22 protein-coding genes and 1 tRNA gene are annotated in these 24,293 nt (G+C 46.9%); 15 read left to right on the top strand and 8 right to left on the bottom strand.

Annotated elements, in window-relative coordinates; all coding sequences use genetic code 11:
- Position 1: 1 nt before the first annotated feature.
- From rpsO to D1627_RS05615, 3 genes are all read right to left on the bottom strand, one after another.
- The gene (gene rpsO, locus D1627_RS05625; protein ID WP_119431266.1) at positions 2-277 is read right to left on the bottom strand and encodes a 30S ribosomal protein S15; all 276 of its coding nucleotides are present in this window, start codon (positions 275-277) and stop codon (positions 2-4) included.
- 111 nt (positions 278-388) lie between these two features.
- Positions 389-1,801 (bottom strand): LptF/LptG family permease, encoded by a 1,413-nt coding sequence (locus D1627_RS05620; protein WP_119431265.1) that lies wholly within the window; start codon positions 1,799-1,801, stop codon positions 389-391.
- 98 nt (positions 1,802-1,899) lie between these two features.
- Positions 1,900-2,304 carry an START-like domain-containing protein gene (locus D1627_RS05615; protein WP_119431264.1) on the bottom strand — a complete coding sequence of 135 codons (405 nt, stop codon included), beginning with the start codon at positions 2,302-2,304 and terminating at the stop codon, positions 1,900-1,902.
- A 135-nt stretch (positions 2,305-2,439) separates the two neighbouring features.
- Here D1627_RS05615 and D1627_RS05610 point away from each other — a divergent pair.
- Positions 2,440-2,513: transfer RNA gene (locus tag D1627_RS05610), tRNA-Met, on the top strand.
- A gap of 655 nt (positions 2,514-3,168) precedes the next feature.
- Positions 3,169-4,776: an alpha-amylase family glycosyl hydrolase gene (locus tag D1627_RS05600; RefSeq protein ID WP_119431262.1), complete on the top strand. Its 1,608-nt coding sequence runs from the start codon at positions 3,169-3,171 to the stop codon at positions 4,774-4,776.
- Between the two features lie 56 nt (positions 4,777-4,832).
- Here D1627_RS05600 and D1627_RS05595 read toward each other — a convergent pair whose 3' ends face one another.
- Positions 4,833-5,561, bottom strand: coding sequence for a hypothetical protein (locus tag D1627_RS05595; protein WP_147383224.1), 729 nt, complete (start codon positions 5,559-5,561; stop codon positions 4,833-4,835).
- A gap of 302 nt (positions 5,562-5,863) precedes the next feature.
- Positions 5,864-7,792 carry an ABC-F family ATP-binding cassette domain-containing protein gene (locus D1627_RS05590; protein WP_119431260.1) on the bottom strand — a complete coding sequence of 643 codons (1,929 nt, stop codon included), beginning with the start codon at positions 7,790-7,792 and terminating at the stop codon, positions 5,864-5,866.
- Between the two features lie 344 nt (positions 7,793-8,136).
- On the opposite strand from D1627_RS05590, the gene D1627_RS05585 reads away from it, so the two are divergent.
- Positions 8,137-8,688, top strand: a complete 552-nt coding sequence (locus D1627_RS05585) for a 2'-5' RNA ligase family protein (protein WP_119431259.1) — start codon at positions 8,137-8,139, stop codon at positions 8,686-8,688.
- A 33-nt stretch (positions 8,689-8,721) separates the two neighbouring features.
- On the opposite strand, the gene D1627_RS05580 is transcribed toward D1627_RS05585, so the two are convergent.
- From D1627_RS05580 to hslV, 3 genes are all read right to left on the bottom strand, one after another.
- Positions 8,722-9,978, bottom strand: coding sequence for a porin family protein (locus tag D1627_RS05580; RefSeq protein WP_119431258.1), 1,257 nt, complete (start codon positions 9,976-9,978; stop codon positions 8,722-8,724).
- Positions 9,979-10,058: 80 nt separating this feature from the next.
- Positions 10,059-11,030 carry a deoxyhypusine synthase family protein gene (locus tag D1627_RS05575; protein WP_119431818.1) on the bottom strand — a complete coding sequence of 324 codons (972 nt, stop codon included), beginning with the start codon at positions 11,028-11,030 and terminating at the stop codon, positions 10,059-10,061.
- A gap of 175 nt (positions 11,031-11,205) precedes the next feature.
- Positions 11,206-11,748, bottom strand: a complete 543-nt coding sequence (gene hslV, locus D1627_RS05570; protein WP_119431257.1) for an ATP-dependent protease subunit HslV — start codon at positions 11,746-11,748, stop codon at positions 11,206-11,208.
- A gap of 281 nt (positions 11,749-12,029) precedes the next feature.
- On the opposite strand from hslV, the gene D1627_RS05565 reads away from it, so the two are divergent.
- The 12 genes from D1627_RS05565 to lepB all read left to right on the top strand — a co-directional run bounded on the left by D1627_RS05565 (position 12,030) and on the right by lepB (position 24,145).
- Positions 12,030-13,643, top strand: coding sequence for a CTP synthase (locus D1627_RS05565; protein ID WP_119431256.1), 1,614 nt, complete (start codon positions 12,030-12,032; stop codon positions 13,641-13,643).
- Between the two features lie 30 nt (positions 13,644-13,673).
- Complete coding sequence (gene yidC / locus D1627_RS05560) at positions 13,674-15,503, top strand: membrane protein insertase YidC (RefSeq protein ID WP_119431255.1); 1,830 nt, start codon at positions 13,674-13,676, stop codon at positions 15,501-15,503.
- 93 nt (positions 15,504-15,596) lie between these two features.
- Positions 15,597-16,127, top strand: coding sequence for a hypothetical protein (locus D1627_RS05555; RefSeq protein ID WP_119431254.1), 531 nt, complete (start codon positions 15,597-15,599; stop codon positions 16,125-16,127).
- A 167-nt stretch (positions 16,128-16,294) separates the two neighbouring features.
- Complete coding sequence (locus tag D1627_RS05550; RefSeq protein ID WP_119431253.1) at positions 16,295-16,696, top strand: DUF6438 domain-containing protein; 402 nt, start codon at positions 16,295-16,297, stop codon at positions 16,694-16,696.
- Between the two features lie 99 nt (positions 16,697-16,795).
- Positions 16,796-17,053: a hypothetical protein gene (locus tag D1627_RS05545; protein WP_158607148.1), complete on the top strand. Its 258-nt coding sequence runs from the start codon at positions 16,796-16,798 to the stop codon at positions 17,051-17,053.
- A 170-nt stretch (positions 17,054-17,223) separates the two neighbouring features.
- Positions 17,224-18,873, top strand: a complete 1,650-nt coding sequence (locus tag D1627_RS05540; protein ID WP_119431251.1) for a beta-N-acetylhexosaminidase — start codon at positions 17,224-17,226, stop codon at positions 18,871-18,873.
- Between the two features lie 358 nt (positions 18,874-19,231).
- Complete coding sequence (locus D1627_RS05535; protein WP_119431250.1) at positions 19,232-19,912, top strand: metal-dependent hydrolase; 681 nt, start codon at positions 19,232-19,234, stop codon at positions 19,910-19,912.
- Between the two features lie 7 nt (positions 19,913-19,919).
- Entirely contained in the window at positions 19,920-20,702 is a 783-nt protein-coding gene (locus D1627_RS05530) for a ParA family protein (RefSeq protein WP_119431249.1), read from the top strand.
- Between the two features lie 12 nt (positions 20,703-20,714).
- On the top strand, positions 20,715-21,629 hold the full coding sequence (locus D1627_RS05525; protein WP_119431248.1) for a ParB/RepB/Spo0J family partition protein: 915 nt from the start codon (positions 20,715-20,717) through the stop codon (positions 21,627-21,629).
- Between the two features lie 6 nt (positions 21,630-21,635).
- Positions 21,636-22,310 (top strand): DUF5683 domain-containing protein, encoded by a 675-nt coding sequence (locus tag D1627_RS05520; RefSeq protein ID WP_119431247.1) that lies wholly within the window; start codon positions 21,636-21,638, stop codon positions 22,308-22,310.
- Positions 22,307-23,023: a 4-hydroxy-tetrahydrodipicolinate reductase gene (dapB, locus tag D1627_RS05515; RefSeq protein WP_119431246.1), complete on the top strand. Its 717-nt coding sequence runs from the start codon at positions 22,307-22,309 to the stop codon at positions 23,021-23,023. Before D1627_RS05520 ends, dapB begins: the two co-directional genes overlap by 4 nt.
- Positions 23,024-23,038: 15 nt before the next feature.
- A complete protein-coding gene (gene lepB, locus D1627_RS05510) occupies positions 23,039-24,145 on the top strand; it encodes a signal peptidase I (protein WP_119431245.1) in 1,107 nt (368 codons plus the stop codon).
- The last annotated feature ends 148 nt before the right edge of the window (positions 24,146-24,293 follow it).

The raw sequence follows: 24,293 nt of genomic DNA, 5'->3' as shown, positions 1-24,293 counted from the left end.
CTTATTTACGGATACCTAGCTCGCTAATGATAGCTCTGTATCTTTCAATATTATTTTTCTGGAGGTAGTTAAGAAGTCTTCTTCTTTTACCTACAAGTTTCAGAAGGCCAAGGCGTGTGCTAAAGTCCTTCTTGTGAGTTTTCAGGTGACCGGTTAAGTCTGCAATGCGCTTCGTGAAAAGGGCGATCTGAGCTTCAGGAGATCCTGTATCAGATTTAGACTTGTTGAACCCGTGCTTTTCGAAAATCTCTTGTTTCGCTTCAGTAGTTAATCTCATTGCGTAAAAATATCAATCTGTTTTTATCTTGCAAAGCTTGCTATACAAGCCACAAAGGTATATCATTTACTTTTACAAAAAAAACTTTTGTCAAATCTTTATATAGTGGTTTTACAGTTTATTGCGCCGCAGCCTAGTCATCAGCTTGCGCCAGAAGTCGATCTCAAGTAAACTGGAGTCGTTTCGTGCCTGATACAGGAAAAACAAGCCGATCGGCAGCAGGATCAGGTTTGCACCCCACATACCTGCCCCAATCGACACAATGCTTTCGCGTGCCCACTTCTCCCCTAGTATGGACATGACATACATGGCAATAAAAAACACGATCGAGATTACCACTGGCACACCCAAGCCGCCTTTTTTAATAATAGCCCCCAACGGCGCCCCAATAAGGAACATGATGATGATGGAGGCCGACTGCGTATACTTGCGCCAGATCTCAACCTCGTAATTATTTGCCTCACGCTGAGTGGCTTGGATTCTTTCTACATAACTACCCGTAAAGCTCTTGATATTGCGGGCCTTATTAGTGGCCAGCAACATCGTCTCGCTAGTTGGTGCTGGGAGCTCGCGCTCTAACGCCTTTCCGTTTAGCCGCATACCATTTTTCACTTGCCCCGTATCAGCCTTAAAGTACATGTAAAACGGATCAACATTTGGTGCGTACATTTCCACATCGCGCCTGTTATGGCGCTGCAACGAATCAGTTACCACATCCAACTCTTTGATGTTTTTCATCATCTTGTTGTCCGAGAAAAGCTCTTCCTTGGTCCTGTCGAAGTTGAAAGAAGCCATACTTAGCATCAGCTTGCTCTCATCAAATTCCTGCCGGACAAACTGCTCGCTGGAGTTCCTAAAAGAGGAGTTGTTCTGATCCACGTAGGTGTTGCCATCATAAAGCTCCAGCACCAGGTAGGCATCATCATGGTCCATATACATCTCACCGGAGTCAGCAAGTATAACCGTAGTGTTGGTGCCACCCTTGGTATGATCATAGATCATCACATCCTTAAGCGTCCGGCCTTCATTCATTTTCTCGTTTACCTTGATACTGTAGCCAGGGATACCGTTGTAAAAAGCACCTTCCTTAAAGTTCATGGCTGGCTTTTTCTGGCGGATATCCCATAGCAAGCTATAGGCTTTCAGGTTAGCCTTGGGCACTACATAGTTGTTAAAGAAGAATGCGCCAATGGTGATAAACGTGACCACGATCAAAACCGGACGCAGGATGCGGGTAAGCGCAATGCCCGAGGTTTTGATAGCGGTGAGTTCGTAATGCTCGCCAAGCGAGCCAAAAGTCATGAGCGAGGATAAGAGCACGGCAAGCGGCAATGCCACGGGCGCCATGTTCACGCTAAAGTAGAAAAGCAGTTCCCCGAACACTTCTGCGCCCAGGTCTTTACCCACCAGTTCATCGAGATATTTTAGCATATACTGGGTGAGAAGTATAAACTCCACCACAGCAAAGGTTAATAAGAATGGGCCAAAAAAGGCCCGTAAAATTAGCTTATCAAGTTTCTTCATGCGCAATAAAATGAGCAGCCATCTATTATCCGGCTGCTGATATCCGGGTTAACCCAGCAATTACCATGCAAAGATAAGCAGATACTCCTGCAAACCTGCTACCCTCCTACTATTTCGCGCAGATTTTGCATCAGGTTCTCCCATAGCTCTTCCAACTCCTCCTCGTCATCCTCTTCAGAGTAATCTACCACCTTCAGAAACTGTTCCTGTGTCAGCTCGCTGGATTCGATGGAAAAATCTACATAAGAGGCGTCGGTCTGGTGGTGCTTGTTTTCATCCAGGAACAAAAACCTGATGGAACGATTGGTGCGGTGGCTGGTAACCTCAGCAAAATGGCTGCGGCCATCCCATACAAAATTCAGAATTTTGTCTTCATCTAGATTCACGTCATCGCAGAACCATTGTGTAAGGCCGCTTGGGGTGCTTAAATAAGGGTAAAGTAGCTTTGCGGAGGCGTTGATAGGGTACTCACGCACAAATTTCGTCTTCGTCTCTCTCGTCATATGGAGTAAGGTAAGTGTCTGAGTAAGTATAGTGTTTATTCTCCACAATACGTATATCTCAAAAATAAAATATTTTTTTTCTGAGCCGATGCTTGCATATTTGAAAACGATTCCGCTATATTTGCACCACAATTCGGCGGGGTAGCTCAGATGGTTAGAGCGCAGGATTCATAACCCTGAGGTCGGCAGTTCGATTCTGCTCCCCGCTACAAAGCTTCGGATAACCTCCGAAGCTTTTTTGTTTTTATCCAACATATAACTTTCTGCCCTACCAAAAAAGCCATACCCGCAGGCATGGCTTACATTATTTGCTGGCTAATGTTGCCATAGCACCCTCCTATTACCTGCCAAGATCCTTTAAGAAAGTAGGCTTCTGCATTGGTTTAGCTTTATGGCTAGCATAAGCCGGGCAAGACGTTTGGCGCTGGCAGGCAGAGAATAAAGCTGCCACAAACAAGAACATTAGGAGTTTATATAAAAGTGCTTTCATAATGTATGAATTGTTTAAGGTGATGGTTTCCGTTATTGATGAAATGAATCTCTTCATGTAGTATTATATAATACAAATATATATAATTAAAAATCAATAAAAGTTATTTTATATAAAAATTAAATAAAATAATGCAAAAACAGCAACCTTCTTTACTTGTAGGCTTTATTCAGTGTTTTACACTACAAAACCAATAGTAAATGGTATAAAGTTGATGTGTTTTCTTTTAAAGAGTTCAACTTTCAAGCTTACAGTCTTTGGCCATGGCCGCTCTACCCCTTAAATTCAAACTATGTGCCCATAGCTAAGGTACTTCGGCAATCAGTTAAGCTTTGCTTGCGTAGAATGCTAACTGACACAACAAAAGCGAAACTATGGAGCAAAAACAACACTACCTTTGGTGGCAATCCGGAATCATATACCAAATTTATCCCCGCTCATTTCAGGATGCTGATGGCGATGGCGTAGGTGATCTAAAAGGCATCATACAACGGCTGGATTACCTTAAATGGATGGGGATTACGGCTATTTGGGTCTCACCTATTTACCCTTCGCCAATGGCGGATTTTGGCTATGACATATCTGATTATTGCGGCATCCATCCGTTATTTGGCCAGATGGAAGATTTTGATGCCTTACTAAAGGAAGTGCATCAGCGCGACATGAAACTTATACTTGACCTGGTGCCTAATCATACTTCCAATCAACACCCCTGGTTTCTGGAGTCAAGGTCCTCGCGAGACAACCCAAAAAGGGATTGGTACTTGTGGCACGATGCAAAGGAAGACGGGGCAGAACCCAATAACTGGCTAAGTGTGTTTGGCGGCAGCGCCTGGGAATGGGACCAGCAAACAGAACAATATTATTACCATGCGTTCTTAAAGGAACAGCCAGACCTTAACTGGCGAAACCCTGAAGTGCAGAGAGCCATGTTTGATGTGATGCGGTTCTGGTTGGATAAGGGCGTTGACGGGTTTAGAGTAGACGTGATGTGGCACATGCTTAAAGATGAAGAACTGCGCGACAACCCCACTAACCCTGACTATGAGGCCAGCAAATCCACATATGACCAGCTTATACCGGCTTACTCCACAGACCAACCCGGCATACATGATCTAGTTGCAAAAATGAGGCAGGTAATGGATGAGTATGACGAGCGTGTGATGATCGGTGAGATTTACCTGCCTATCCATAGGTTAGTAACTTACTACGGCCAGGACAATAAAGGTGCTCACCTGCCATTTAACTTTATGCTGGTAACCCTAGACTGGAACGCCCGCACCATCAGATCGCATATAGATGAGTATGAAGGCGCACTGCCAGCAGGCGGGTGGCCCAACTGGGTTATAGGCAACCACGACCAGCCCCGTATCACGAGCCGGGTTGGCAACGCGCAGGCAAAGGTGGCCGCCATGTTACTTTTAACTCTCCGGGGCACCCCTACTTTATATTATGGCGATGAGTTAGGCATGCGCGATGTACCTATTCCGCCAGATGAGGTGCAGGACCCGCAAGGGCTGAATATGCCCGACAAAGACCTAAGCAGAGACCCTGCGCGCACGCCTATGCAGTGGAGCCCTGCTAAGAACGCAGGCTTTACAGATGGCAAGCCTTGGTTGCGCCTGCCGGATAACTATAAGCGCATAAACGTAGAGGTGCAACAGGCAGATAACTATTCCATGCTTCATTTTTACCGCCGCCTGATAAAACTAAGGCAGTCCGAAGCAGCACTAAGCATAGGCGATTATGCACCCGTGCTAACCAACGGCCCCATACTTACTTACACACGCAAAGCTGAGGGAAGCACATTCCTAATACTCCTTAACCTAAGCCATAAACCCTGTATCTTCCGGGCGCAAACAGAAACCTACAGAGGTAAAATCATTATTGCCACTGACCCAGAGAGGGAAGAAAAAACCGTATCAGGCAACATTGCACTTTATGGCGATGAAGGTTTGTTGATTGCGTTAGACAATGCTTAGGCATCCGAACTGCACAGGTTATACTTTAAAAAAACGTACAACCTGTGCAGTTCTTGTTATACAGCCATCAAGTCTTTGTTTGCCTCCGCGTAATCGGAGTTTTGCTTGAGGAGGTTACTATCCCCTTTAAGTATACCTGGCTGAGGCTCATCACCGAGTTGCAGCGTAAACTTTAAAAGATGCCTTTTAAGATAACTGTAAAGTGAATGGATTAAAATTAAAACACCTGTAATTTCAAGGGTTTCCTCTACGGTTGTGATTAGGCTATATGTTAAGTTGTGGCCGCCATTCGCATCATAATAATACCCCCCGAGCAATTCTACGCCCAATGCTCCGCCGACATACACCATTCCAGCGCTGATCATTCTGAGGCGTAGCTTAGGGTTAAGTTCCAGTAAAAATCTGAGATAGTATAAACCAAGAATCAGCACTACGGCAGCACCAACTATTACCCACGAAAAATAAAAGATTCCTGCTAGTTGAAAATGATCCCGGAGCGGGTAAATAAACATCTCATGCAGACCCGCAGACTCATCCACGGACATGTATAAGAACACAAAGGCTAGCAAACGCCAGTGCTTAGTGTATTTGTTACGCTCGTGTTTTTTTACCAAGGAGATAGTGAATAGCAATATGGAGGAAAGTATAAGTATAAACGAGGAGAAGTATGTTGGAATGTTCTTTTCGCCATCCAGCTCAAACTGAGGGATTATACCCCAGGCATTGGGGTGGCTGGTATAATACTTACAAAAAACAGCAACTAAATTTAAAGTTACTAACAACACAGCAACCCAGTTAATACCTAGCAATGCACTATTGCCAGAAAGGTTGATACGCAGCGAAACTTTGGAAACAGGTTTTGAATCTTTTGGTAGAGGTGGGTTAGTAGCAGTACAGGTTTGACTCATTTAATATGGGAGGTACGTTTCAACATTATTACGTTATCCTTATATCCCTATACTCTACTTAAAGTTGCAAAACATTAACAAATTATTAATGTTTTAACAACACAGATGCATGCTAAATGGTAACGGCCCTGATGACTGAACATCAGGGCCGTTACCATTTGACGCACTAAATAACAGGTTTAGTCCGCTAATTTTGACTCTAGATCTTCTGCTTGCAGCATGAGTTCTTCCCACTGCTCCTGCTTCATATCCAGGTTAGCTTTTATTTCCTCGAAGGTTTGCGTAGCCTGCTGTAGTTTGTCTACATCGCTGAACACAGTTGGGTCGGCCATATGTCTTTCCTGAGCGGCGAGTTGCTCTTCCAGTTTTGCAACCTCCTGCTCTACTTCACTAACCTGCCGGTTCACTTGCTTCAGCTGGTTCGATAACTGGGTAAACTCGCTCTTCTCGCGGGGTTGTTTCTCCTGTTTCACGATCGGGGCTTCGGCGGCGGCATGCGCTTTAACCTCTTTATCTCGTTTTTCCTGCCATGCCTCGTACTCATGGTACGTGCCCGGGTATTCCTTCAATTGGAAATCCTCTATGTACCAAATCTTAGTGGCAACATTCTCCACAAAGTACCTATCGTGGGAGATAACCACGAATGTTCCCTCATACTGCTCCAGCGCCTGAATCAGGATGTTTACCGATTGCATGTCCAGGTGGTTGGTCGGTTCGTCCAGCATCAGGAAGTTTGCCTCTGAGATTAGTGTTTTAGCCAAGGCAACGCGGCTTTTCTCGCCACCCGACAGTACTTTTATCTTTTTGAAAACCTCATCGCCGGTGAAGAGGAAAGAGCCGAGCAAAGAGCGCAGTTCCATCTCCGTTTTCTTGGAGCCCGCCTGCTGTAGCTCCGTCAGCATGTCGTTCTCCACGTTCAGCGACTCTAACTGGTGCTGGGCATAAAACGAAAGTATAACATTATGCCCCAGTTCACGCTTCCCATTGATTGGCTCTGTACCTGCAATGATGCGCAGCAACGTAGATTTACCTTTACCGTTGGCACCGATCAAGGCTATTTTATCGCCCCGCTCAATATGCACGTTAGTATCCCGGAAAATCACCTTATCGCCATAGGCTTTACTCATGTGCTCCAAACGCAGGATGTGCCTACCCGGATGCGTGTTAAATTTAAAGCTAAAATTAACCCTTGCCGCCTCCGAGGCTACTTCATCAATGCGGTCCATGCGGTCCAGCATTTTTTGGCGGCTTTGCGCCTGCTTGGCCTTGGTGGCTTTTGCCTTAAAACGCTCTATAAAGCGCTCTGCCTGCCGGATCTGGGCTTGCTGGTTCTCGTAAGCCCCTTTCTGGATCTCGTTGCGAAGCGCCTTCTCCTCTAAGTAAAAACTGTAGTTACCGGCATACACGTTCAGCTTTCCGCCATATACTTCCACAATCATATTGGTCGTCTTGTCAAGAAACTCGCGGTCGTGGGATACAATCACCACAGATCCTTCGTAACGCTCTAGGTATGATTCGAGCCATTTAATGGAAGGTAGGTCGAGGTGGTTGGTCGGCTCATCCAGCAGCAGCAGGGAGGGTTTCTGAAGAAGAATCTTTGCCAGCATGACGCGCATGCGCCAGCCGCCGGAGAATAATGCCAGCGGCTTCTGCAGTTCCTCAGTGGTAAAGCCAAGGCCTTCCAGAATCGCCTCCGCTTCGGCTTGCATGGTATACCCGCCAAGTGCCTCAAAGCGTTCCTGTAAACCGGCAAGCTTATCTACCAAATCATCATGGAAGTTATTCTCAAACTCAACCAGCACCTTATCGATTTGCTCTTGCAGATGAATGGCTTCTCCAAAAGCCTGCATCGCCACCGAAAGTATGCTTTCGTGGGTTTGGTAGCTCAGCAAATCCTGGTTAAGGAAGCCGATAGTGGTTTCCTTGCTCATTTGTATGCTACCGCTGTCAGGGGTGTACTCCCCAACAATCAGGCGCAGCAAGGTAGACTTACCGGTGCCATTGAGCCCGATAAGGCCAATTTTATCCTTAGGTTTTATATGCAAGCTGGCATCCTCATACATAATGCGGCTGCCAAAATGGAAATTCAGGTTGTTAATGGAAATCATGCGATCTGATATACTTTAATAACAAAGGTACTCAATTTTACATATGAGATAAAAACACCTTTTCTGCCTTAGCATTGCACTGTTGTTACTCGCCTATGAAGCATAATAAAGCACAAATTCATTGATACTCATGCATAAACACTTAGGACGCACTAAAATTAAGGATACGGGGTTATACAGTTGTGCTAGTTTCTGTGTAATGTTGCAGAGACGCTCGCGATAGCTCAAGCCCTAGAACGCATGATGTAAACCATTACCTATCCGCTACGTTAAGATAATTTACGCTTTATACTGCGCACAACGGCTGTTTTGCGGCAAAATTGATACTAAGAGAGCTTAACTATATGATCGCGATCGCCTCGCTTTTAGACAAAAAATCCTCAGAACGTGTGTCAGAACTGACAGAGCACCTGGAGAAGAAATTTGGGCTGAATGGTGTTAAGATGACTCCCTACCCTCATTTGACGCTGCTTACCGCTGAAGTTCCGGACAATGAAGAACTCAAGCAGTATTTAGAGCAAACTTGCATGGACCTGGAGAGTTTTAACGTTAGAACCACGGGGCTCGGCATTTTTCCCGGCGAGAACCCTGTAGTATACATTCCCGTTCTCCGAACGCCCGCCCTAAACCAAGTACATAGCCGCCTACATCGCGAAATATCAGAAATGAGCACCGAAATGGGTGTGTACTATAACCAAAACCTTTGGTTACCCCATATTTCCCTGGCTCTCGGCGATACTACCCCTGAAATGCTTGGCCCTGTATTAGCTTTCCTGTGCAACTTTAACTTTAATTGGGAGATAACCCTGGACAACCTGACCATCCTTCAAAAATGCGGTGAGTTCTTTCTTAAAGACGAGGAATTCCGTTTTGGGAGGCGCGAACTGATCTATTGAGTAGAGCCGTACTTATTTTATTCCTTTTACTGATCAATTAAACAAATACGCAAGCTGCATGGTGGTGGCCGTTTTCACAACCTTAAGCCCGTTGTATGGCGAGAAACCGTTGCCGCGTTCATACCTTGCCGAAAGTATAAGTTTGCTATAGTTTACCCCTCCTCCCAGCAGCAGCGATTGTTCCAGTTTGCGCATTTCTGCCAGCGGCGGGTTTTCATAGCTCCGCTCAACGCCATATTGCCTTCTGGTGGATGTCTGCAAGCTGTTATCCGCCACTAGCATGTTCAGCGCCAGGCCCGCGCTTACAAATGGCCTTAGCCAGCTGTTTCCCTTAAAAGTATACACCACCTGTGTGTTAAAAGCGGCATACTGCAGGTTAAATTCCGTTTGATATTCTGAGGATGAGCTCGAAGATTTAAACTCGGCATAGGATCCGCTCATTTTATACCTCTTGTACCCAAGCTCCGAAGAAATGCCCCAGCGGCCGTGCCCCCTCGGCAGCACCATGTTTACAAGCACGGCAGCGTTTGGGTTAAGACTCGAGAACTCCGAGCCGGCAAGCTCATCATACATGCCTTTGTTGTAGATAGTATAACTGGCAAGGCCATACCCGGCTGTTGCCCCAAAGTACCAGCGCACCTTTTCCTCCTTAGCCATGTACTCCTGCTTAGCGGGCTCTTTGCAGGTGTTATAGGCATTTATCACGCTGGCAAACGACTCGGCTTTAAACGAAGTGCCGTTTATCATGCGCTCGGTTATGCCGCAATCAGACAGGTATACCTGTAGTAGCCCCTTGTATGGCTCGAGCGTAGCAATCACTTTTTTGCCGTTCACCTCGGTTTTTATTTTACGGAACATCAACTCCGCGGGCTCCTCCTCTCCTTTCTGGATGTAATAATGAAGCTTGCCTTCCTTATCGCGCAACTCGTACAGGTTGGCTGTGCCACTAACCAACAAGCGCAGCATAACGGTATCGCGCACAATAACGGCAGGTTGGTTTAGCTCCATCGTATTTAGGCTAACCGGCGAGGTGTCGATATTAACGGCGAATTTGCGGTAAACATCGCCCTGCGTTATCCCGAAGCCTGACATCTGGCTTTGAGACAAGGAAAGCGTGTTGCCCTGCTGTGTAATGGAGATCTTATCGGGGTTTTTGATCCAGTCCTCATCCTGGATCTGGGTTTGCACGGTGTCGCCGGCGGTTGAGGTGTAATAGCCGTTTTTAAATCCGGACTGCGCGGCTGCGCTAAGCGAAAAGAGGCAAAAAGCTGCCAGTAAAGTTGTTTTCATGTTGTGTTGTGAGGCAATAAAAAAGGCTGCTATGTATTATAGCAGCCTTCAAATATAGAGATATGTTAACTTTTAAACAATTACATATCCAGCACCATCGCGAAAATAAGCGGTGCCACAATGGTGGCATCAGACTCGATAACATACTTTGGCGTATCCTTGCCCAGCTTGCCCCATGTTATTTTCTCGTTTGGCACAGCGCCCGAGTATGAGCCGTAGCTGGTAGTAGAGTCAGAGATCTGGCAGAAATATCCCCAAAGCGGAACGCCTGTGCGCTGTAAATCCTGGTGCAGCATCGGTACCACGCAAATCGGGAAATCGCCGGCTATACCGCCACCAATCTGGAAGAAGCCGATCGTCGATTCATCTGTTGCCGTTTCGGTATAGAACTCAGCCAGCTCAATCATGTACTGGATTCCGGTCTTTACAGTATGCACATTCTTGATGTCGCCGCTAATAACGTGGCCTGCAAAGATATTACCCAAGGTAGAGTCTTCCCAGCCTGGGCAGATGATCGGAAGGTTCTTCTTGGCAGCTTCTAACATCCAGCTGTTTTTTGGGTCTATCTGGTAATATTCCTCCAAATCTCCGCTCAGCAACATCTGGTAGAAGAACTCGTGTGGGAAGTATGCTTCTCCGGCCTTATCGGCTTTCTCCCAGTATTTAAGTACCACATGCTCCAAGCGGCGCATCGCCTCCTCTTCCGGAATGCACGTATCAGTTACGCGGTTCAGGTGACGGCTAAGCAACTCCTCTTCATCGGCAGCAGAAAGCTCGCGGTAATGCGGTACGCGCTCATAAAAATCGTGCGCTACCAGGTTAAAGATATCTTCTTCCAGGTTGGCGCCTGTACAAGAAATGGCATGAACCTTATCCTGACGGATCATCTCAGCCAGAATTATACCCAGCTCAGCCGTAGACATAGCCCCTGCCAGCGTGATCATCATTTTGCCACCATTATTCAGGTGTGCCTTATAGCCTTCGGCAGCGTCTATCACAGATGCTGCATTGAAGTGTTTGTAGTGTTTCTTAAGGAATTCTGATACGTTCATAGTTTGTAGCTTAAAGCCATACTTAGCCAAATAGGGCTAACGCGCGGCAAGTTAAGACATTTTCGTTATTCGTTTCCCGTTATTCGTTGATTGCAAGGATAAGGTTAATCTTACCCAGCCAGACTATACGCCATAAACTACTTTCTATCAATCTGTTCAACGAGACAACTTATACTTAGGACGCCGGCTTCTCGATGATCAGGTTATGGTTGGTATAAATGCAAATATCAGCGGCAATGGTTAGGGCTTCGCGCACCATTTCCTCTGCGGATAAATGTGGAGCATGTTTCTTTAGTGCCAAAGCGGCAGCGTGTGCATACATACTTCCTGAACCGATGGCAGCAATCTGGTTGTCGGGCTCCAGCACATCCCCTGTTCCAGAGATGATCAGAAGCTCGTCTTTATTGGCAACTACCATCATGGCTTCCAGCTTGCGCAGGTACTGGTCTTTTCGCCAGTCTTTCGCCAGTTCTATGGCTGCACGTTTCATATTGCTTTGGTATGCGTTCAGCTTTTCCTCAAAGCGCTCAAGTAGTGTAAAGGCATCTGCGGTAGAGCCGGCAAAACCTGTAACAATCTTGCCATCAAGCAACTTGCGGATCTTTTTCACATTGCTTTTCGCGATATGCTTGTCCATCGTCGCTTGCCCGTCTGCACCAAGTGCCACTTCGCCGTTGTGGTAAATGCCACATACCGTGGTAGACCTTATTTTAACCATTTTGATAGATTCTAAAGTGAATTTATACTTAAACAGCCAGCCAAAATATGGCGGCTGGCCACATGTAAAGCTACACTAAAAGCAAACAAAAAGCCAAAGCGCACGGCTGTGCCAGATTGGCGCAAATGCATATTTATACTTCCTGAGAAAGCGGCATTTTCGATCAAATTGCTTTCTTTTTAAGAAAGATATCCATATGACCCCGACATATCTCTTCTTAAAATGTCAGGTAGTTCTAATAAATCCAGTACCTTTGCAGTCCATAAGACTTAACCTAACTTATGGCAACGAAATATATATTTGTTACAGGCGGCGTAACATCTTCTCTCGGGAAAGGCATCATTTCCGCATCTCTTGCAAAACTGCTTCAGGCAAGAGGCTACTCTGTAACCATCCAGAAATTCGACCCCTATATTAACATCGACCCAGGTACGCTGAACCCATACGAGCACGGCGAATGCTATGTAACGGAAGACGGTGCTGAAACCGACTTGGACCTGGGCCACTACGAGCGCTTCCTTAATGTGTCAACCTCGCAGGCGAACAACGTAACCACTGGCCGCATTTATTATAATGTGATCATGCAGGAGCGTGAGGGCGCCTACCTAGGCAAAACCGTGCAGGTAGTTCCGCATATCACCGACGAAATTAAGCGGCGCATGCTGCTGCTCGGAGAAAGCGGTGAGTATGACATTGTTATCACTGAAATTGGCGGCTGCGTAGGCGACATTGAATCACTGCCATTCATTGAGGCAGTGCGCCAGTTACGCTGGGAGCTTGGTGTAAACGAAACTTGCGTGATCCATCTCACACTGGTGCCATACCTTAAAGCTGCGGGAGAGCTCAAAACAAAACCAACACAGCACTCTGTACGCGACCTTTCAGAGGCCGGCGTTCAGCCAGACATTCTGGTTTGCCGTTCCGAACACCCGATTCCCTCTGAGCTGCGCCGCAAGATTGCGTTGTTCTGCAACGTGAAACAAAACTCTGTTATAGAGTCTATCGACGCAGAGACAATCTATGATGTGCCTTTGCTCATGCGCAAAGAAAAACTTGATGAGCGTGTTATCTCAAAACTGAAGCTAACGCACAAGGCGGAGCCAAACCTGGACACTTGGAAAGAGTTTTTAGGCAAACTGAAAAACCCAACCTCTGAGGTAAATATCGCACTGGTTGGTAAGTATGTGGAGCTTCCGGATGCATACAAATCTATTATTGAATCATTTGTACACGCAGGCTCTGCCAACGAGTGCAAGGTAAACATTAAGTGGTTCCAGTCGGAGAACATTACCGATGAGAACGTGGCAAGCATGCTGCAGCAAATGGATGGCGTGTTGGTGGCCCCTGGTTTTGGGGAGCGCGGCTTCAAGGGCAAGCTGGAAGCCATTAAGTTTGTGCGCGAAAATAACATTCCGTTTATGGGCATTTGCTTGGGTATGCAATGCGCCGCTGTGGAGTTTGCGCGCAACGTACTTGGTCTGCAAGGAGCCGCCTCTACCGAGATTGACGCTGAAACTCCTCACCCAGTGATAGATATGATGGAGGACCAAAAACAAATTAAGCAAATGGGCGGTACTATGCGCCTTGGTGCTTATACTTGTGAACTAAAAAAGGGTTCAAAGGCTTATTCTATTTACGGGAAGTCTAAGATTTCTGAGCGTCATCGCCACCGCTATGAGTTCAATAACAAGTACTTACAGGCTTTTGAAGAAGCTGGCATGCACGCTACAGGCATAAACCCTGACACTGGTTTGGTGGAAATTATTGAGCTTCAGGACCACCCTTGGTTTGTAGCGGCGCAGTATCACCCCGAACTTAAGAGCACCGTGCTCAACCCGCACCCGCTTTTCGTTAAATTCGTGAAGGCGGCTATTAATTTTGCTAAATCTAAATAAGCACAATACAACACAATTCAAAAAAATTAAATGGATAGAAATCAAGCAATTGGCTTTGGATTGATTGCCGTACTGCTACTTGCGTACTCGTTCTTCTTCTCAAGTCCGGACGAAAGCGTGCAGCAGAATGCAATTCAGGAAACAGCCAAGATAGAGCAAGTGCAGCCAACTGTAGTTGCTGAGGACGACTCGCTGGCGCAGGCCCGCAGAGCTACGGCTCTGGGTGCTTTTGGCGCTGCCGCAACCGGCGAGGCAAGCACTGCCACCCTCGAAAACCAGAACATCCGCGTTACCTTTAACACAAAAGGCGGACAGGTTGAGGAAGTTTTGCTGAAAAACTATAAGACGTATCAAGGCAACCCTCTGACATTATTCGACAGCGAAAGCAGCGAAACCGACATCGCCTTCGCCAGCAAAGAAGGCAAAAAGGTAAAACTGTCGGATTTATACTTTACCCCTTCAGAAGTTAAGGAGGTATCCGCAGACGGCAAGTCGGGCAAAACGATTTCTTTCCGTGCCGATTTAGGCAACGGACGCTCCATCAGCCAAGTGTATACGTTGTATGATGAGAACTTCCTGATGGGCTATAAGCTGGATTTTAAAGGGCTGGAGCAGCAAATTGCTGGCAACACAGTTACCTTTACCTGGAACGACCGCCTGAAGCAACTAGAGCGCGACCTGAAGCAAAACAGAGCCAAATCTACTATCAATTTCTATACCTTAGAAGAAGGGTTTGACGACCTGAGCATTTCTGATGATGAGGAGCAGGCAACCGTAACGCAACCGCTTAAATGGATCGCTAACAAGCAAAACTTTTTTACGGCGGGTATCATTGCCGGTAACGAGTTCGCTGGCGCCAAAATGGTGAGCACTGTAGACCTGGCCGATTCAACCGTTGTGAAAACGTTGGCTTCAGAGATCTACATCCCAACTAAGGACCTTGTGAGCGGGAACGGCGAGTTCATGTTCTACTTTGGCCCCAACGACTACAACATCCTTACCAAGATCGGCAACGATTTCGAGGACAACTTATACCTGGGCTGGGGTATTTTCTCTTACGTGAACAAGTGGGTTATTATCCCTGCCTTCGACTTCCTTGAGAATTACTTCAGCAGCTACGGTATTATCATCCTGTTGCTTGTGCTATACATCAAAACCATCCTTTTCCCGCTTACATACAAGTCGTATGTATCGATGGCGAAAATGAAGGTGCTTAAGCCTGAGATTGATGCCATTAAGGAGCGCAACGACGGCGACATGCAGAAAACGCAGATGGAAACCATGAAGCTGTACCAGGAAATGGGCGTGAGCCCACTGAGTGGCTGCTTGCCAATGCTGCTGCAGATGCCAATCCTGTTCGCGATGTTCAACTTCTTCCCGAACTCGATTGAGCTGCGCCAGGAAGCTTTCCTTTGGGCTACGGACCTTTCTACCTACGATGTATTTGCGAAGCTGCCGTTCACGATTCCGTTTTATGGCGATCACGTAAGTATGTTTACCTTGCTGATGACGGCATCAACCATACTTTATACGTGGTCTAACAACCAGATAAACTCTTCGATGCAGGGCCCGATGAAGTTCTACAGCTACCTGATGCCTGTGATCTTCATGTTCGTACTGAACTCCTTCCCTGCAGGTCTTAGCTTTTACTACTTTGTTTCGAACCTTGTAACCTTCGGCCAGCAGGCTGCCATCCGAAAGTTTGTGGATGAGAAAAAGGTAAGAGCCAAACTGGAGGACAACAAGCACAAGATAAAAGAGAAGAAGAAAAAAGGCGGCCCATCGTTTACCGAGCGTATGCAGGAAGCCATGCGCCAAGCTTCTGAACAACAGCAGCAAAAGCGCAAAGCCAAGAAATAAACTCAACTTCTTGTAAAATATAAAAAAAGCCTTTCTGTAACAGGAAAGGCTTTTTTTATGTCTGACACTCTCAAATTATCGTATATACTATATATGATTAACAAGATAAAGAACCGACGAAATATACTCTGGCTTGTTTTACCCTTAGCCATAAGCGCTTGCCAGGAAAGTGCCCGGCAGGAAAATGATATAGCCAGCACGCACCCTGAGCTAAGCGAAAAATTATCCCGCGACTCCTTGACATTACCGTACACCGACACGACCAACAGAAAACTCTACGACCGTTACCGTATTACCACTGAACAGTATATGCACAGCGGTGATTATGGTGTAGGCACCATGTACCGCGGCAAACTTGCTCCATTGGATGAGAGCAGCCATTCGGATGCACCTACGCATCGAAGCATGCTCCAAAAAGGCATGAAGGAAGGCGTAAATTTTGCCGGTAAGTATACAGTTGTAAGCATTAGCTGTGGCACAAACTGCCAGCAGCACTATGTTATAGATCGGGAAACCGGCAAAGTACTTGATAAGATCGAAAGCCGCATGGGCGCAACCTTCAACACCAAAAGCCGCCTATTGATCATAAACCCACCCGACTCCACACGCAACTATGCTCAGTGAACGATGTGCTCGCCTGAAGCCTATGTTTTTGAAAACGGGAAATTCCGTAGAGTAGACTAACCGGCACAGCAAGTATGAAAACATGCCTCTCTAAGTATAAAATAGCGTATTTACCACTCGTGGTTAGTTGTATATGGCTGCTTGCGTGCAAAAGTGTGTCTCCTTCTATGGCAGGCGTTGAGCGAACAGAGGCAATTCCGATTTTAATGTTCCAGAAAACCCCTTGCTACGGTACTTGCCCAGCGTATAACGCCACCTTTTACAGCAATGGGAAAGTGTATTACGAAGGCTTGCGCTATGCTCCCTTACAGGACACGGCTACCTTTTACCTCTCCGGGCAGCAACTTCATACGTTGCAGAAGCAGCTTAAAGACTTGAAGTATACTTCCCTGGACGATAGCTATCTCTCCCCTTACACCGACCTGCCATCATCCTACTTCACTTTTTATCAGAATGGCATGGAAGCAAAAAGGGTGAAACATCAGCGCGGCGGCCCTGATGCATTGCAGCAATTCGTGACTTACTTAGAGGGAGAAGTGGCACGGCTGGCAACGGAAAAAAACCGTTAGTTTGTTTTGACGCTTCTGCTTTGCGCCTCATGCAGCACTACGAAGCCTGTTTCAAGTTCCACTAATACCACAGCACAAGAATCTACACCTAACGCTGCATTGGCAGCCAATAAACCAGCATCTTCTGCAGACATGGAGAGCTATGAAGCTGGTTCTTCTTTTGAATCAGCAATAAAAGTAGCATCGGTGGCGGAAGAATACCAATGGCTGCGTACACATTATCCGGGCGGGCAAATGGTAGAACAATCGCTGCTATTTCATAATAAAAAGCCCTATGATCTGCTTGAGATTATAACCGAAGTCGGCATAAATAAGAAAGTATACTTTGATATATCAACTTTCTACGGCAAACACTAAAAGCACATCTCGACATTCAGTTTATAATTTCACAGATAATGCATCGGTTGTTAAGACCTATGTAAAGTATAGGGTATATTTGGTTTCTGGTTAAACATCTATAGCAGAACATGTATCATAGACAAGCAGCTAAAGGGTTAACTTTGAGCTGTTGCCAAACCCTATACTTCATGCGAAAAAACTTACAATTACTGGGTCTATTCCTGTGCGCCATATTTGCGCCGTTTTTAGCAAATTCCCAGCGTGCGGCCAACATCATACCGAAGCCGCAGCAAGTGGTAATCCTTAAACAAGGGCCAGTAACCTTAACTCGGAGGAGCACCATTTTCTTTGATGCGCCGCTCGAGGCACAGGCATCCTACCTTCAAGAGTTACTGCAGGCGCAGCTAGGGATTAAGCTAGCTACCAAGAAACTAGCAAAAGGCGAAACCGCAGCAGAGGGAATACACCTGAAGTATGACCCAGCCATTGCCACACGCAAAGAAATGTATGTACTGCAGGCTGGCAACGGAAGTATAACTCTAAGCGCACAGGATATAAACGGCATTGTTTACGGACAACAAACCCTGCTGCAACTGCTCCCTATCACTCCGGAAAAAGCCATTACGGTAGAGCCAGTAAGAATCACCGATTACCCGCAGTTTGCTTACCGGGGCATGCACCTAGATGTGGTGCGCCATACCTTCCCACTGGAGTTCGTGAAAAAGTATATCGATTACCTGGCCTTCCATAAGTTCAACAACTTCCATTGGCACCTAACCGACGACCAGGGTTGGCGCATCGAAATCAAGAGCTACCCTAAACTGAACAGTATCGGCTCTTGGCGCGACTCAACGCTCATCGGCCATTTCTTCGATAAGCCGGTGCGCTACAACCCGAAACGCTACGGAGGGTTCTTTACGCAGGAAGAGGTGAAAGAGGTGATCAAATATGCGCAAGTTCGTGGCATCAACATCATTCCCGAAATCGACATACCGGGCCACAGCCGCGCCACCATTGCGGCTTATCCCGAGTTTAGCACACGCCCCGACACGACCTGGAACGTAGCCTTTACCTGGGGCATGTATAACCGCCAGAACAACGTGCTGGCCCCCACACCGGAAACTTTCAAGTTCCTAAAAACCGTGTTCGAGGAAGTGGCAGACTTGTTTCCATCGCAGTACATACATATTGGCGGCGACGAAACCAGCAAAATGTGGTGGAAGGCAAGCCCACAGGCGCAACAGTTCATAAAAAAGCATAACCTGAAAGACGAAAAAGGGCTGCAGACATACTTTATAGAGCAAGTGGCGGGCTACCTGGCCAAAAAGGACAAGAAGATCATAGGCTGGCACGAGATACTGGAAGGTGACCTGGATACTACGGCTATTGTAATGAACTGGGCCGATGACAAAAAGGGAGCTGAAGCCGCCCTGAAAAAGCACCCGGTCATCATGACGCCGTTGAAGCCTTTATACTTTAACCTCTACCAGGCCAAGACCAAAGCCGACAGCCTGCAGATACCCGGTTACAACCCGCTAGATGCCGTTTACAACTATAACCCGCTGCCCGCCCAACTGAAAGGCAAACCGGAGGCTAAGTATATTTTAGGCGCGCAAGGCAACGTCTGGACCGAGTACATCCCGACTGTGGACAACTTGGAATACATGGTTTTCCCGCGGATGACAGCCTTGAGCGAGGCTCTCTGGACTAACCCGAAACAGAAGAACTTCGAGGACTTTAAGCGCCGGCTGCAGCAGCACATGGTGCCGCGTTATAAAAGCTGGAATGCCAACTACTTTGCCGATTATGCCAACTGGACGGTGAAGAGTTTACCATAATCCTTTAGCTTAAAAACATAACTGAAAAGGCAGACGCGTTAACCGTCTGCCTTTTTGCGTTTTATACTTGGCTTCCAGAAGTATACATTTCGATGCGCTTGGAGGGAAGAGCTATACTTGTCTTGCCTCGCCTGGCATCATACTTTGGCTTGTGCAGGGCAGGCATATACCGAATCGTCCACTTATGCGTTTCATAACTACAGGCCACTTTAAATAATTGAAAAACGCCCCGCTTTTGTGGAAAAATAAACGCCTGTGGCCTAAAGTTCAACTCATCTTTATGGCTAAAAAAATGTATCTTTGTGCAGGTATAAACTATCTTGCATAGCAAATATCACTACTCAAATTTGATAAGATTATGAAAATAACGTACTACGGCCAGTCTTGCTTCCTGTTTGAAATTGGAGAAAAACGCGTGTTGTTCGACCCGTTCATCTCCCCTAACGAGTTAGCATCCAGCATCAACGTAGACGATATAAAGGCCGATTATATCCTGCTATCGCATGGCCATCAGGACCACGTGCACGATGCAGAACAAATTGCCAAAAATAACAACAGCACTATTGTAGCCACTTTTGAGATCACCAACTGGTATGGCCAGAAAGGGCTCGAGAACCTGCACCCAATGAACACGGGCGGCAAGGTAACACTGCCTTTCGGAACAGTTAAAATGGTGAATGCCATCCACTCCAGCTCACTGCCCGACGGCACGTACGCCGGAAGTGCTGCAGGCTTTGTAGTGGAAACAGAAACACAAACGTTCTACTTCGCCGGCGACACTGCCCTGACGTATGACATGAAGCTTATACCGGAGCAGTTTGACGTGGATTTTGCCTTGCTGCCAATTGGCGATAACTTTACTATGGACATTCACGATGCCATGATAGCCGCTGATTTTGTACAGGTTGACAAGGTGATTGGCATGCACTTCGACACCTTCCCTTACATTGCCATTGACAAGGAGGAAGTGATGGAAGTGGCGCAGATGGCTGATAAGGAACTTATTTTGATGGAGATAGGTCAAACTATTGAACTATAAGGAAAGAATGGGAAAGATTATTGCGGTTGCCAACCAGAAAGGTGGAGTAGGAAAAACCACCACGGCTATTAACCTGGCCGCCAGCCTGGCAGCCTTAGAATATAAAACACTTTTAGTAGACGCAGACCCTCAGGCAAACGCCACATCCGGTCTGGGTTTTGACCCGGCCACCATTACCAGCAGCATTTACGAATGCATGGTAGAGGATGTTAAAGCCGAAGATATTATCCTGCAGTCGCCAAGTATAGAATTTCTAGACCTGATTCCGTCTCACATAGATTTAGTGGGTGCTGAGGTTGAGATGATCAACATGGACAACCGCGAGGAGAAGATGCGCGTGGCACTTAATGCCCTGAAGCAGCAGTACGACTACATTATCATCGATTGTTCGCCATCGCTTGGCTTGATTACGGTTAACTCACTTACAGCCGCAGATTCTGTGGTGATTCCGGTGCAGTGCGAGTATTTTGCCCTCGAAGGACTTGGCAAGCTGCTTAACACGATCAAGATCATCCAGTCGCGCTTGAACACAGAGCTGGCTATAGAAGGCATCCTGCTGACTATGTATGACGTGCGCTTGCGCCTGAGTAACCAGGTAGTGGAAGAAGTTAAAACACACTTCCAGCAGATGGTTTTCGATACGATCATCCCTAGAAACGTAAAATTGAGTGAGTCGCCAAGCTTTGGCATACCGGCCTTGCTGCACGATGCAGAGAGCAAGGGTGCCCTTAGCTACCTGAACCTGGCCCGCGAGATAGCAGAGAAGAACAGTGTAGTGCTGGCGAAATAACAATACGAGTACATGTCTGATAACAAAAATTCTGCAGCGAAACGCAAAAGCGGCCTCGGCCGAGGCTTGGGCTCTCTTTTGGAGGGCAACAAGTATACCGGGAAAACAGAATCTTCCATCCTAAACGAAGTCAATACCATCGCAGATATAGCCATTAACCAGATAGAGACCAACCCTTACCAGCCCCGCACCCATTTTGATCAGGCTGCGCTGGAGGAATTGGCCGAATCTATTAAAGTACAGGGCATCATTCAGCCTATTACCGTTCGCCAACTTGGCCAGAACAGCTACCAGCTAATTTCGGGTGAGCGCCGTTACCAGGCCTCCAAAATTGCCGGGCTAACCGTTATTCCTGCGTTTATCCGCAAGGCCGATGACCAGCAGATGCTGGAAATGGCCCTGATCGAGAACATACAGCGCGAAAACCTGAACGCCATCGAGATTGCCCTCTCCTACCAGCGCCTCCTCTCGGAGTGCAGCCTGAAGCAGGAAGAGCTTGGCGACCGCGTGGGTAAAAAGCGCACGACTGTTACCAATTACCTGCGCCTTTTAAAATTGCCGCCTGATATCCAGATCGCCCTGCGCGACAATGTTATTTCGATGGGCCATGCCCGTGCCCTCATCAACATTGATACGATTGAGCAGCAACTTGACGTTTTCAAGGAAGTTGTAGCCAAAGAACTATCGGTGCGTAAGGTAGAAGAACTGGTGCGCAACCTGCAGAACGCTAAGAAAAAACCTGACGCGCAGCAGAAACTGCAGTTTGGCAAGTATGACGAAGAGCTGAAAACCGTTGAAACGAAGCTTGCTTCGCAGTTCGGCACCAAAATTCAGGTGAAAGCCAATAACGATGGCAAAGGCGAAATCAAAATACCTTTTGTATCGGTAGATGAGCTGAACCGGATTTTAGAAATACTAAACTACTAAAGCTTAATGAGGCTGAAGACTGGTATTGCAGTATGGCTCCTGGCCGCGCTTTTTTACGTTTCACCGGAAACTGTACATGGCCAAGTAATTACCTCAGGCCCTGACTCAGTGCGTGTGCTCGTGCCTGATACCGTAGCAGCAGAGAAGAATAAGTTTTTCTTGTCAAACTTTAAGCAGCCGCTCAGCAGCTGGGATAAACCTGCCAAGGCAGCGCTCTTTTCTGCTGTTATACCAGGCGGTGGGCAGTTCTACAACAAAGCCTACTGGAAGCTGCCATTAGTTTATGCGACGGGTGCCGTGCTTGGGTACTTCTATTTTGACAATAACAAAAATTATCAGGACTACCGAGAAGCGCTAAATATACGGGTAGACGGCGACTCTACCACTATAGACCAGTTTGCAGATAATCAATACTTAGGTACAGCCAACGGACAAACCGCAATTAACGCACTCCGATACCGCCGGGACTTCTGGCGCCGTAACCGCGACCTCACGATCATACTTTCTGTTGGGGCTTACGCCTTACAAATTGCGGAAGCTTATGTGCACGCCCACATGAAAGATTTCGATATCAGCGACGAGTTAGCCTTGCAAGTACGGCCTAATTTGCTGCACTTAACCTCACAGCCCGGCAACCTAACGCCAGGCTTTACGCTTACGCTTTATACCAGACCCAAATGAAGATATTATTGATTGGCTACGGCAAAATGGGTAAAACCATTGAGCAAATGGCCTTGGCCCAAGGTCATGAGATTGTTGGGAAAATTGACCACTCCAATACTGCTGAACTGAAAGAATACACCGGACAGAATACGGATGTAGCTATTGAATTTACGCATCCTGAGTCTGCTTTTGCTAATATCAGCTACTGCCTCACGCATGGCATACCTGTGGTTTCTGGCTCTACTGGCTGGCTCGATCAGTTTGAAGATGCCAAAAAGCTTTGCGCAGAAAATAACGGTGCCTTTTTCTATGCTTCTAATTATAGCGTAGGCGTGAATCTGTTTTTTCACTTCAATGAGTTTGTAGCCAGCAAGATGCAGGAGTATAAAGCTTACCAGGTAAGTATCCGGGAAGTGCATCACCTGCAAAAAGTAGACAAACCAAGTGGCACCGGCATCACTACAGCCGAAGGCATCCTTGCCAGCTACAAAGATTTAGAGGGCTGGGTAAGTGATAATCCGGAAGAAAAAACTAAATTAAACATCGCTTCGGAGCGCGAGCCGGACGTTGTGGGTACACACATCGTTACATACAACTCCGATGTCGACACGATCGAACTGGGGCATATTGCGCACAGCCGCGCCGGTTTTGCAGAGGGCGCTGTTATGGCTGCCGCATGGATACAGGGCCGACAAGGCGTGTATGGCATGAAAGACATGCTGAATCTATAACCATAGCTATTGCAAATGAACGTAAAATTCTGGGAGAAGAAACCCGTAACAAAAGAGCCTAAGAAAAAGAAAAGCTTTGCCCGTGAGTGGGGCGATGCCATACTTTTCGCTGTGATCGCGGCAAGCCTGATCCGCTGGGCAACTTTTGAGGCATACACCATACCCACGCCATCGATGGAGAAATCGCTGCTTGTAGGCGACTTCCTGTTTGTGAGCAAGTTGCATTACGGGCCACGCACTCCTATGACGCCATTGCAGGTGCCGCTGACGCACCAGACTATTTGGGGCACTAACATCCCCTCCTATTCTGATGCCATCCAGCTGAAATCATACCGCTTGCCGGGCTTCTCAGAAGTACAGCGCAACGATGTGGTAGTGTTCAACTATCCGCCTGAGGAGCAACACCCCGCGGACCTGCGCACCAATTACATCAAGCGCGCCATTGGTTTACCCGGCGATTCGCTGGAGGTAAGGGATATGCAGGTCTACATCAACGGCAAGGCCATCGAAAACCCTGAGAAGATGCAGTTTAAGTATATTATTATACCTACCATGCAGCTTTCAGACAAGTTTTTCCAGGACCGCAACATCAACCTGGCCGATAAGCAAATGTTCGATAAAGGCTACCTGATTGATGCCACACCCGAACTTGCCAAAGAGATTGAGCAGCTCGACTTCATTAAAGAGGTTATACTTTACAGAGCCGCTCCAGATGAGGTTGAAGCGGCGATTTTCCCGCAGGTGCCGAGCAAGTATAAGTGGAACCGCGATTTCTTCGGCCCAATATACATTCCAAAGGAAGGGGCTACGGTAGCCATTACCCCAGAATCGCTGCCTTTTTACGAAAGGGTAATCACTGAATACGAGCACAACGAAAACGCCGAAGTGCGCGACGGAAAGCTTTTCATAGATGGCAAAGAAGTAACACAGTATACCTTTAAGCAGGACTATTACTTTATGATGGGCGATAACCGCCACAACTCTTTGGACTCACGCTACTGGGGCTACGTACCTGCCGATCATGTTGTGGGTAAAGCAGTAATGATTTGGATGTCTACCAACCCGGAAGGCTCATTCTTCAGCAGAATTCGCTGGAACCGCATTTTTAACATCATAGATTAGAGCACCTTCGTTTGATTCAATATCAGGAAAAGCCAGGCTTATATAGCCTGGCTTTTTTTATGCAATTTATTAGATTGTCATTTGTGAGCTAACACATTAACCTAACATAAACTTTAAAAATAAAGCGCATCTCACCCAAACCTCGTAT

This window comes from Pontibacter oryzae (assembly GCF_003576375.1).
Lineage (GTDB): Bacteria > Bacteroidota > Bacteroidia > Cytophagales > Hymenobacteraceae > Pontibacter > Pontibacter oryzae.
This window is presented reverse-complemented; position numbering and strand designations above follow the sequence as displayed.

Excerpts from the sequence above, each read along its gene's own strand:
- hslV (WP_119431257.1), bottom strand. The coding sequence starts at position 11,748 with ATGGTTAAAATAAGGTCTACCACGGTATGTGGCATTTACCACAACGGC.
- rpsO (WP_119431266.1), bottom strand. The coding sequence starts at position 277 with ATGAGATTAACTACTGAAGCGAAACAAGAGATTTTCGAAAAGCACGGG.
- D1627_RS05585 (WP_119431259.1), top strand. The coding sequence starts at position 8,137 with ATGATCGCGATCGCCTCGCTTTTAGACAAAAAATCCTCAGAACGTGTG.
- D1627_RS05550 (WP_119431253.1), top strand. The coding sequence starts at position 16,295 with ATGGCAGGCGTTGAGCGAACAGAGGCAATTCCGATTTTAATGTTCCAG.
- lepB (WP_119431245.1), top strand. The coding sequence starts at position 23,039 with ATGAACGTAAAATTCTGGGAGAAGAAACCCGTAACAAAAGAGCCTAAG.
- D1627_RS05565 (WP_119431256.1), top strand. The coding sequence starts at position 12,030 with ATGGCAACGAAATATATATTTGTTACAGGCGGCGTAACATCTTCTCTC.
- D1627_RS05580 (WP_119431258.1), bottom strand. The coding sequence starts at position 9,978 with ATGAAAACAACTTTACTGGCAGCTTTTTGCCTCTTTTCGCTTAGCGCA.
- D1627_RS05520 (WP_119431247.1), top strand. The coding sequence starts at position 21,636 with ATGAGGCTGAAGACTGGTATTGCAGTATGGCTCCTGGCCGCGCTTTTT.
- D1627_RS05600 (WP_119431262.1), top strand. The coding sequence starts at position 3,169 with ATGGAGCAAAAACAACACTACCTTTGGTGGCAATCCGGAATCATATAC.
- D1627_RS05590 (WP_119431260.1), bottom strand. The coding sequence starts at position 7,792 with ATGATTTCCATTAACAACCTGAATTTCCATTTTGGCAGCCGCATTATG.
- D1627_RS05615 (WP_119431264.1), bottom strand. The coding sequence starts at position 2,304 with ATGACGAGAGAGACGAAGACGAAATTTGTGCGTGAGTACCCTATCAAC.
- D1627_RS05575 (WP_119431818.1), bottom strand. The coding sequence starts at position 11,030 with ATGAACGTATCAGAATTCCTTAAGAAACACTACAAACACTTCAATGCA.
- D1627_RS05555 (WP_119431254.1), top strand. The coding sequence starts at position 15,597 with ATGATTAACAAGATAAAGAACCGACGAAATATACTCTGGCTTGTTTTA.
- D1627_RS05540 (WP_119431251.1), top strand. The coding sequence starts at position 17,224 with ATGCGAAAAAACTTACAATTACTGGGTCTATTCCTGTGCGCCATATTT.
- D1627_RS05620 (WP_119431265.1), bottom strand. The coding sequence starts at position 1,801 with ATGAAGAAACTTGATAAGCTAATTTTACGGGCCTTTTTTGGCCCATTC.
- dapB (WP_119431246.1), top strand. The coding sequence starts at position 22,307 with ATGAAGATATTATTGATTGGCTACGGCAAAATGGGTAAAACCATTGAG.
- D1627_RS05530 (WP_119431249.1), top strand. The coding sequence starts at position 19,920 with ATGGGAAAGATTATTGCGGTTGCCAACCAGAAAGGTGGAGTAGGAAAA.
- D1627_RS05535 (WP_119431250.1), top strand. The coding sequence starts at position 19,232 with ATGAAAATAACGTACTACGGCCAGTCTTGCTTCCTGTTTGAAATTGGA.
- yidC (WP_119431255.1), top strand. The coding sequence starts at position 13,674 with ATGGATAGAAATCAAGCAATTGGCTTTGGATTGATTGCCGTACTGCTA.
- D1627_RS05525 (WP_119431248.1), top strand. The coding sequence starts at position 20,715 with ATGTCTGATAACAAAAATTCTGCAGCGAAACGCAAAAGCGGCCTCGGC.